The sequence below is a fragment of the Pseudomonas cichorii genome (genome assembly GCF_019719005.1).
Lineage (GTDB): Bacteria > Pseudomonadota > Gammaproteobacteria > Pseudomonadales > Pseudomonadaceae > Aquipseudomonas > Aquipseudomonas cichorii_E.
In genome coordinates, this window is sequence record NZ_JAIGPJ010000019.1 from 59,599 (window position 1) to 68,851 (window position 9,253).

General features: G+C 61.1%; 7 protein-coding genes. 1 reads left to right on the forward strand and 6 read right to left on the reverse strand.

The window, feature by feature from the left end; translation table 11 throughout:
* Nucleotides 1-68: 68 nt before the first annotated feature.
* Nucleotides 69-3,179 (reverse strand): efflux RND transporter permease subunit, encoded by a 3,111-nt coding sequence (locus K5D32_RS15280; protein WP_221600849.1) that lies wholly within the window; start codon nucleotides 3,177-3,179, stop codon nucleotides 69-71.
* A gap of 33 nt (nucleotides 3,180-3,212) precedes the next feature.
* The gene (locus tag K5D32_RS15285; RefSeq protein WP_221600851.1) at nucleotides 3,213-4,373 is read right to left on the reverse strand and encodes a MexC family multidrug efflux RND transporter periplasmic adaptor subunit; all 1,161 of its coding nucleotides are present in this window, start codon (nucleotides 4,371-4,373) and stop codon (nucleotides 3,213-3,215) included.
* A 178-nt stretch (nucleotides 4,374-4,551) separates the two neighbouring features.
* On the opposite strand from K5D32_RS15285, the gene K5D32_RS15290 reads away from it, so the two are divergent.
* Complete coding sequence (locus tag K5D32_RS15290; RefSeq protein ID WP_221592847.1) at nucleotides 4,552-5,109, forward strand: TetR/AcrR family transcriptional regulator; 558 nt, start codon at nucleotides 4,552-4,554, stop codon at nucleotides 5,107-5,109.
* 89 nt (nucleotides 5,110-5,198) lie between these two features.
* On the opposite strand, the gene K5D32_RS15295 is transcribed toward K5D32_RS15290, so the two are convergent.
* From K5D32_RS15295 to K5D32_RS15310, 4 genes are read right to left on the reverse strand one after another with little or no spacing between them, the layout of a single operon-like run.
* Complete coding sequence (locus K5D32_RS15295; protein ID WP_221600853.1) at nucleotides 5,199-6,569, reverse strand: isochorismate synthase; 1,371 nt, start codon at nucleotides 6,567-6,569, stop codon at nucleotides 5,199-5,201.
* Nucleotides 6,566-6,889, reverse strand: a complete 324-nt coding sequence (locus K5D32_RS15300; protein WP_221600854.1) for an isochorismate lyase — start codon at nucleotides 6,887-6,889, stop codon at nucleotides 6,566-6,568. The genes K5D32_RS15295 and K5D32_RS15300 overlap by 4 nt, the downstream gene beginning before the upstream one ends.
* A 14-nt stretch (nucleotides 6,890-6,903) precedes the next feature.
* Entirely contained in the window at nucleotides 6,904-8,475 is a 1,572-nt protein-coding gene (locus tag K5D32_RS15305) for a (2,3-dihydroxybenzoyl)adenylate synthase (RefSeq protein ID WP_221600856.1), read from the reverse strand.
* 12 nt (nucleotides 8,476-8,487) lie between these two features.
* The gene (locus tag K5D32_RS15310; RefSeq protein WP_221600859.1) at nucleotides 8,488-9,252 is read right to left on the reverse strand and encodes a thioesterase II family protein; all 765 of its coding nucleotides are present in this window, start codon (nucleotides 9,250-9,252) and stop codon (nucleotides 8,488-8,490) included.
* Between the last annotated feature and the right edge of the window lies 1 nt (nucleotide 9,253).

A 9,253-nucleotide genomic window follows, 5' to 3' on the forward strand; every position in this document is an offset into this window, starting at 1 on the left:
CCTCCGTGAGCAACCGCGGACGGCGGCTCTATTATGGAGCACGGAGGGACCCCCCGCCCGATTCTCTCCTACTCGATTGCATTGGGCTTGCGGCGTAACACCGACAGCACCCAGACAAAGAAGATCGGCACCAGAATCACACCCAGCAGGGTCGCACTGAGCATGCCGCCGATCACGCCGGTCCCGATTGCGCGCTGGCTGGCAGCGCCGGCACCGGTGGCGATGGCCAACGGGACGACACCCAGGATAAAGGCCAGCGAGGTCATGACAATCGGGCGGAAACGCAGGCGTGCAGCCTGAAGGGCCGACTCGCGCAGGGAATGCCCCTGTTCCCACAGTTCCTTGGCGAACTCGACGATCAGGATCGCGTTCTTCGCCGACAGACCGATAATCGTGATCAAACCAACCTTGAAGTACACATCGTTAGGCATGTCGACGGCCGTCACAGCCAACACCGCGCCCAGGGCTCCCACCGGTACGATCAGCATCACCACCAGCGGAATTGCCCAGCTTTCATAAAGCGCGACCAACAGCAGGAACACCACCAGCAGCGCCAGAGCGAACAACACCGTTGCCTGACCACTGGCCACTTTCTCCTGATAGGAGAGGCCGGTCCACTCGTAACCAATGCCCGGTGGCAGCTCGGAAACAATCCGCTCGATCTCTGCCATCGCCTCGCCGGTGCTGACACCCGGCGGTGCATCGCCCGAAATCTTGAACGCCGGGTAGCCGTTGTAGCGGGCGATCTGCACCGGGCCTTCCTCCCAGTGAGTGGTGACGAACGCAGCCAGTGGAACCAGTGTGCCGCTGCTGTTGGGAACATGGAGTTTCAGAACGCTTTCCGGTGTCATCCGCGAGTCCTGATCGGCCTGCACCACGACCCGTTGCTGACGACCGGCGTTGGCGAAGTCACTGATGACCGAAGAACCGAAGGCCGTGGACAGGGCATTGTTGATCGACTCGAAACTCACACCCAGGGCGCGGGCTTTTTCCCGGTCGATGTTCAGGCGCAACTGGGGTGCTTCCGCCAGGCCTTCCATCATGGCGTAGAGGATTTTCGGATTGCCGTTGGCCTTGCCCAACAATTCATTACGTGCTGCCAGCAGGGCTTCACGGCCCAGACCTGCACGGTCTTGCAGGCGCAGGGCAAAACCGCCCGACGTGCCAAGGCCTTCGATAGGCGGTGGCGTGACAGCCATGACCGTACCGTCGCTCAGGCCTGCGAAATGCTGGTTGAACGCTGCCGCTTCGTCGGCGGCCGACTGACCCTTGCCGCGCTCGGACCAGTCCTTCAGGGTCGGGAAAGCCAGACCGGCGTTTTCGCCCATGCCGGAGAAGCTGAAGCCCAGCAGCATCGTCACCGCGTCGGTGCTCTCCCGGGACATCAGGTATTTTTCCAGCAATTGCGCAGTTTCATCGGTGCGCGCACGGGTTGCACCGGGCGGCAGTTGGACGTCGACGATCAGATAGCCCTGGTCTTCAACCGGCACGAAGGATTCCGGCAAGCGCAGATAGAAAAAGCCCAGCAGACCGACGATACCGACATACAGCAGCATGTAACGGCCCGCACGCTTGAGCATGCTTGAACTCAGGCGCTCGTAGCGGTGGGTCAGCTTCTCGAAAAGACGATTGAAGCCACCGAAGAAACCGCGTTTTTCATGATGCCCAGCCGGAATCGGCTTGAGCAGGGTGGCGCACAGCGCGGGTGTGAACGTCAGGGCCAGGAAGCCCGAGAACAGGATCGACACCGCCAGCGACAGCGAGAACTGCTGGTAGATCACACCCACCGAACCGCCCATGAAGGCCAGCGGCAGGAACACCGCAGCCAGCACCAGAGTGATGCCCAGAATCGCGCCTGACACCTGACCCATTGCCTTGACCGTTGCGGCCGCCGGGGACAGGCCTTCTTCGGCCATGATCCGCTCGACGTTCTCCACGACCACAATGGCGTCGTCTACCAGAATACCGATGGCCAGCACCATGCCGAACATGGTCATCATGTTCACCGAGAAACCCAGCAAGTACATGATCGCCAGCGTACCGGCCAGACAGACCGGCACCACAATGGTCGGGATCAGGGTGTAGCGGATGTTCTGCAGGAACAGGAACATCACCAGGAACACCAGCACCATGGCTTCGATCAGGGTGTAGATCACCTTGTCGATGGCTACACCCACGAACAGCGAGGTGTCATAGGGAACGGAAAACTCGACATCGTCCGGGAAATTGACCGACAGCTCGGTCAGGCGCTGCTTGACCGCCTTGACCGTTTCGATGGCGTTGGCACCCGGCGAAAGCTGGATAGCAGCCGCCACGGCACGTTTGCCGTTCAGGCGCGACTCGAAGTTGTAATCCTGGCTGCCCACGGCAAGGCGTGCGACATCGGACAGATGCACGGTGGAGCCATCCTGATTGGCGCGCAGCACGATGCGCCCGAATTCCTCGGGATTATCCAGCGTGCCCTTGACCGCCAGCGTCGCGGTCAGCTCTTGCAGTGACGAGCCGGGTGTACTGCCGAAGCTGCCGGCAGGCACCTGAACGTTCTGGCCCTGAATTGCGGTGTTCACGTCATCGATGGACAGGCCGAAACCCACCAGTTTCTGTGGGTCGATCCACACGCGCATGGCGGCTTCTGCGGCGAAAAACTGCAACTTGCCGACGCCCGCCACACGGCTGATTTCATTGTTGACGTTACGCGCCGCATAGTCGGCCAGGGCAACGGTGTCCTTGTTGGTCGAATCGCCCTTGTAGCTCAGGGTAAAAATCATAAGGAAGCCGGAGCTGGCCTGTTCCACCTGCAAACCCTGGCTCAGCACCGGCTGTGGCAGGCGTGCTTCGGCTTTCTTGATGCGGTTCTGCACCTCGACCTGCGCCATGTCCGGGTTGGTGCCCGGATTGAAGGTCACGTTGATTTCGGCAGAGCCGGTGGAGTTGCTGGTCGACTCGTAATACAGCATCCCCTTGGCACCGTTGAGCTCATCCTCGATGACGCTGGTCACCGAATCCACCAGCACCTTGGCGGAAGCGCCGGGGTAGGTGGCGGTGATGGTGATCTGCGGCGGCGCCACGACCGGGTATTGCGCCACCGGCAGCGACGGCAGCGCCATCAGGCCCGCCAGCAGGATGAACAAGGCAACGACCCACGCGAAGTTGGGGCGCTTGATAAAGAACAGTGACATAGAAAGTTATCCTTGATCGCGCTGAGGTCGGCCTTACTGGGCCTTGGCCTGCTGTTGAGCGGGTTGCGATTTGGGGACTACCTTGTCACCAGGATTGAGACCGGTCATGTTGCCGACAATGATCTGTTCGCCTGCGCTCAGGCCTTCAGTGATCTGCCAGCGCGAGTCCTGCATCGCACCGGTTTTCACCGGTCTGGATTCCACTGTCCCGTCCTTGCCAATGACCAGCACCTGAGCCGCACCGTCGCTGGAGCGTTTGATGGCGCGCTGAGGAACAAGGATGGCGTTATCGTTCGTGCTCTGTGGTGTGCGAACCCGCACATACATGCCCGGCAGCAGAATGCCGTCAGGGTTGGGGAAGCGGGCACGCAGGGAAACCTGTCCGGTGGTGGGGTCTACGGCGATATCGGTGAACAGCAGGGTGCCGCGGCTCTGGTAGTCGGTGCCTTCGACGCTCAGGGTCAGCGCGTCTTCACCGCCCTTGGGCAGATTGCCGTTCTGGATGGCGGTACGCATGCGCAGGGCATCGGCCACTGGCTGGGTGAAGTCGGCATACACCGGGTCCAGTTGCTGGATGGTTGCCATCAGCGTGGTTTCGCCCTGACCGACCAGCGCACCTTCGGTGACGGTGGCCCGGCCGATACGTCCGGAGATGGGCGCCTTGACGGTGGCATAACCCAGGTCCAGCCGAGCCGTCTCGACGTCGGCCTGGGCCGAGCGCCTGGCAGCGCTGGCGTTCTGCAGTGCGGCTTTGGCGGTGTCGTAATCCTGCTGGCTGACCGCTTCGATTTTCACCAGAGGTTCATAGCGTTTGACGGTGGCCTGGGTCTCGAACAGCGTGGCTTCGGTACGTGCCAGCTCGCCCTGAGCCTTGGACAATGCTGCCTTGAACGGGGCAGGGTCGATCTGGAACAGGACATCGCCAGCCTTTACATCGGCACCTTCCACAAAGTTGCGGCTGAGTACGATACCCGCGACCCGGGCACGTACCTGAGCGATCCGAACCGGCTCGATGCGGCCCGGCAGTTCGTTGACCAGCGTGAACGCTTCTGCCTTGACGGCAACCGACTCGACTTCCCGTGGCGCGCCTGACGCTCCCCAGCCCTGTTGGGCTTTTTGATCACAACCTGCCAGACCCAGAGCTGCCAGCAGCGTGACAACCGGAATAACACGCCATTCGCGCAACGTACTCATGCTTTCACCCGGGCAAGGCCCATTAATCGCTAAAGTTGCGAATGATCTGTTTTGCGCTAATGTGAGTCAATATTGACTCATATGAATCTTTTGTGAGTAATTGTTAATGTTCTTTGAGGAAAGGGGCTTTTTCTGCACAATGCCCGCCATGCAATCTTGATGAGTGAAAGACCACCCGATGGATTTACCCGCTGCTGATGAAAAACTCCTGAAAGCCCTGGCTGTCGCGCTCGTCGAGCATCCGGCGGGTACGGTCAAGGACATCGCCCAGGCTGCTGGCGTGAGCAAGGCTACCCTCAATCGCTTCTGCGGGACACGCAGCAACCTCATCGAAATGTTGCTCAACCATGGCTCGTCGCTGATGAATCAGGTCATCGAAACCTCGGACCTGGAGCATGCCGCGCCGCTGGAGGCATTGAGTCGTTTGATCGAAGGGCACCTGACCCATCGTGAAATGCTGGTGTTCCTGTGTTTTCAATGGCGTCCGGATTCTCTGGACGAACGCTGTGGCGGCACTCGCTGGATGCCATATTCGGATGCTCTGGATGCCTTCTTCCTGCGCGGCCAGCGCGAAGGTATCTTCCGCATCGATATCGGCGCGCCGGTGCTGACGGAAATTTTCGCATCCCAGTTGTTCGGGCTGGTGGATGCAGAACGACGCGGCCGGGTGGCGCGTTCCGGTATGGCAGCATTGTTGATGCAGTTCTTCTTGCAGGGTGCAGCCACCGCCCGGTAGGAGCGAATTCATTCGCGAGACGGTATTTCAAACAAAGCATCTCTGCAGGATGTAATACCGCATTCGCGGATAAATCCGCTCCTGCCAAACTATCCTTGTAATGCCTCGCGCATGGTCTGCATCTTCAGATCACTCTCCCGATACTCGCTCTCAGGCTCCGATTCACTGACCAGCCCGCACCCGGCAAACAGGGTCGCTCTGTGGCCATCCAGCAGGGCAGAGCGCAGGGCGACGGCAAATTCGCCGCTGCCGCGATCATCCAGCCAGCCCACGGGGCCGGCGTACCAGCCACGATCCAGGTGTTCGTGATTGCGGATGTAGTCCAGCGCCTGATTGCGCGGCAAGCCGCCGACTGCCGGGGTCGGGTGCAGGCTTTCGACCATGGCCAGCAAGCTGGCGTCTGGCGCGAGTGTGCCCTGGACCGGCGTCAGCAGGTGCTGAATATGTGGCAGCTTGTGCAACTGTGGCTGCCGGGCGATATCCAGTTCCAGGCAGTGCGGGTTCAGGCATTCCTTGAGGCTGGCGACCACCATGGCATGCTCGGCATTGTCTTTCTGACTGGCGAGCAATTGCTCTCCCAGCCGCGCATCGTCCGTGCTGTTCTGGCCGCGCGGAGCCGTGCCTGCCAAGGCCATGGTCTGAAAGGCCTTGCCCTTCACGGTAAGCAGGCATTCAGGCGATGCTCCGATAAAGCAACTGGTGTCTCGGGCAAAGGCAAACAGGTAGGCATTGGGTTGCTTGCGCAGCAGACGCTCCATGACTTCATGCAAGGGTTCTGACGCCGGTACGTTCTGCGAGCGGGCCAGCACGACTTTCTCCAGATCGCTGCGCTGAATCCAGTCGACGGCATTGCTCACGTCCTGCTTCCACAAGTGCGCCATGGACAGACGCACATAATTGTCGACGGGTGCAGTGTTGCCGGGCACCTGTCTGGCGAGAACGGTCGACCACTGGCTGACAAGGCTTTCAGCCAGTGGCTCACAGGCGGTGCCTTTCTCCACGAGCACATTGACGATAAGGCGTGTCCGGCCTTCGTTTTCATGCAGCTCGAAACGCGGCAGGGTCAACGCAGCATCGGGAAAGTCGCGCCACAAGCGGGTGCGGTGATGCTGCCGGTCGAAGGCAAAACCACCGAACAGCACCGGTCGGTGCGGGCCATGCACGACGGCATCCGCCGTCAGGCCTTGCCAGCGCTCTTCCAGTATTGACCAACTGTCGCTGCTACAGGCATTGAACTCATGGGCAACGCCCAGCCCCAGGCGATATTGCGCCTGAGCCTTGACGTGCCACAGGCTGGCCGGTTGCAGGTGTTGCCGATTGGCGCTGAACAGCGTCAGCGGCTCGACCTCCGGCGAAGGTGTCGAGAATGACGCGAGCACGAAAGGCCTCTGCGAGCTGACCCGCTGCCGGGCTTTGTTCAGGCACTCCAGCAGCCCGTCGAACGATGGGAGTGGGTTCATTGTTCACGAGCCTCCTGATGCAGGGTGCGCCAGTGACTGATCTGCTGATTGATGAACCAGTGAATCAGGTCCTTGAAGAAGTCTTCCGTCTGGTCAACCGGCAGGCCCGCTTCGGCAGCCCATTGCCGCCGCTCTTCAAGCATGGCCACGACTCGCTCGGGAGCGGGAATGCTGTGCTCGTTGGCCTTGAAGCGGGTCGCGGCCTTTACATAGGTCAAGCGTCGGGCAAGCAGGTTGACGATCTGCTGGTCAATGCTGTCGATGCCCAGGCGTATGTCGCCCAGGTTCTGGCAGTCGGGCGCGGACTTGATGGCACTCATGGAAAACTCCGGATTCACTGAGCCATGACGGCGAGTTGGCGTTTGTCGATCTTGCCCACGGCGGTCAATGGCCAGGCCGCGACCCACTCGAACTGGTCGGGCAGCTTGTCTTCGCCCAACCCGCATTCGCGCAACTGGTCACGCACCTGCTGAGCCGCGCCCGCAGGTTGCTCTCCGAGAATGAAGGCGCAGATGCGTTCGCCCAGCAGCGTGTCCGGCACGGCAACCACAACCGCCGCTTCGACTTCGGGCAGGGTATTGAGGTGGGATTCGATCAGTGCGGCAGAGATCTTTTCCCCACTGCGCTGGATCTGCTCCTTGATCCGGCCTTCGACGATGATGTTGCCTTCGGGTGTCCAGCGCGCCAGGTCGCCACTGCGGTAAAAGCCATCCGGGGTGAAGCTGACGGCGTTGTGGGCCTCGGCCCGGTAATAACCGGCAATGGTGTAAGGGCCGCGGGTCAGCAGTTCGCCGGTCTGGCCCGGTGCGACGTCCTGCAGATCTGCATCCACCAGCCGCACTTCATCGAATGGCGACAATGGACGGCCTTGAGTGTTGATCACCACATCCAGCGAGTCCGAGGGCCGGGTGTAACACAGCAAGCCTTCGGCCATGCCGAACACCTGCTGCAGGCGACAGCCGAGAGAATCCAGCAGCTGTTGCGCCAGAACCGGATCGAGTCGCGAGCCGCCGACCTGCAACAGCTTCAGGCTCGACAGGTCGCTGTCTTCCCATTCCCGGCCTTGTGCCCAAAGCTGTGCCAGTGGCGGCACCAGCGCCACATGGGTGACACGCTCGCGCTCGATCAGCGGCATGGCCTGATCGCAACTGGCGCTTTCGCCCAGAATGACCGTCGCCCCCGCTGCCAGACTGCCCAATATTCCCGGACAGGCCAGGGTGAAGTTATGGGCAGTCGGCAGTACCGCGAGATACACGCTGCTGCTGTCGATTTCGCACAACTCTGCCGAAAGGGAAAAGTTATAGGCGTAGGCTGCGTGGCTGCGGGGAATCAACTTGGGTGTTCCGGTGGTGCCGCCAGACAGTAGCAGCAACGCCGTATCGAGCGGGTCGATGACCGGCCATGGCGGGCAGGGCGCATCCAGGGATGACAGGGCAGTGAAAGCCCCCGGCTCACCGTCGACAATCACATGGCGCAGCGAGTGCTGACGCTCGACGATGTCAGCGGCCATTTCCCGGTAATCGAAGTCACGAATGCGGTCGGGGATCAGGTAGGCCACCGGCTCGGCCAGTTGGCACAGCGCTTCGATATCCTGAGCGCGCTGGGTGGGCATGGTCAGGACCGGCAGTGCGCCGATACGCATCACCGCGAAAAAGGCGCTGACAAAGGCAATGCTGTTTGGCAATTGCAGCATCACCCGGTCACCGGCCACGATGCCCAGTGCCGCCAGCCCGCCTGCCAGACGTTCGACCCGTTGCTGGAGTTGCGTGTAGCTCATGCGCAGCTCGCCCGATACCAGAGCGGTGCGCGAGCCCTTGGCCTGAGCCCAGTGTTGCAGGCGCTGGGGTAGCGTCAGGTCGAGGTAAGGTTGCAGCGGGTCATTGGGCAAGGTGTGTTGTGTGTTCATGTCCGGCTCCCGTTAATGATGGAAAGGGCTGATGCTGTTCTCGATGAAACCGAGAACACGGGCCGCAAAGGCCCTGGGACGCTGAGTCAGGTAAAAGTGATCGCCTGCCATGACGTGTTGCTGGTGATCGCCACACAGCCATTGGTTCCAGGCAGCGACTTCCTCGGCATCGGCTTCCGGGTCATGGCTGCCGTGCAGCAGCAACGTCGGGGTACGCAGTTGCTGACGCTGCGGATCAAGCAGACGGTGATAGCTCTCTGTTGCCTGGAAGTCGGCACGTAGCAACGGCATGAACAGCATCAGCAGGTCGCGGTCGGCCAACAGCGCTTCGCTGCAACCCCCAATGGCGACCAGTTGTTCGATAAAGCGCTGGTCATCCAGGTGGCTGAGCAAGCGTCTGCCACTCAGATGCGGCGCATGGCAGGCAGACAACACCAGCCCTGCGGGAGGTTTCCCGGCCTTTTCCAGTAGCAGACAAGTCTCGAACGCCACCTGAGCGCCCATGCTGTGCCCGGCCAGGATCAGCTTCTGGTGCCGGGGGTTGGTCAGCGCCTGGATTTCAGCGGCCAGGCTTTCGGCCAATGGCTGGACCTGACGCACGCAAGGTTCGTGCATGCGCTGGTCGCGTCCCGGATAAATCGCCAGCGACAAGTCCATGCCCAGTTCGTCCAGGCCGCGCCAGCTATGGAATGCACCACCGCTGGCACCGGCGAACGGGCAGAGCAGTACATGGGTGTCGGAGTGCTCGGCCTGAAGATAAGGTCGCAACATACCCATG

What these genes read in the sequence shown, in the direction of transcription:
- K5D32_RS15280 (WP_221600849.1), bottom strand. Translation starts at nt 3,179, where the DNA reads ATGTCACTGTTCTTTATCAAGCGCCCCAACTTCGCGTGGGTCGTTGCC.
- K5D32_RS15285 (WP_221600851.1), bottom strand. Translation starts at nt 4,373, where the DNA reads ATGAGTACGTTGCGCGAATGGCGTGTTATTCCGGTTGTCACGCTGCTG.
- K5D32_RS15290 (WP_221592847.1), top strand. Translation starts at nt 4,552, where the DNA reads ATGGATTTACCCGCTGCTGATGAAAAACTCCTGAAAGCCCTGGCTGTC.
- K5D32_RS15295 (WP_221600853.1), bottom strand. Translation starts at nt 6,569, where the DNA reads ATGAACCCACTCCCATCGTTCGACGGGCTGCTGGAGTGCCTGAACAAA.
- K5D32_RS15300 (WP_221600854.1), bottom strand. Translation starts at nt 6,889, where the DNA reads ATGAGTGCCATCAAGTCCGCGCCCGACTGCCAGAACCTGGGCGACATA.
- K5D32_RS15305 (WP_221600856.1), bottom strand. Translation starts at nt 8,475, where the DNA reads ATGAACACACAACACACCTTGCCCAATGACCCGCTGCAACCTTACCTC.
- K5D32_RS15310 (WP_221600859.1), bottom strand. Translation starts at nt 9,252, where the DNA reads ATGGGTATGTTGCGACCTTATCTTCAGGCCGAGCACTCCGACACCCAT.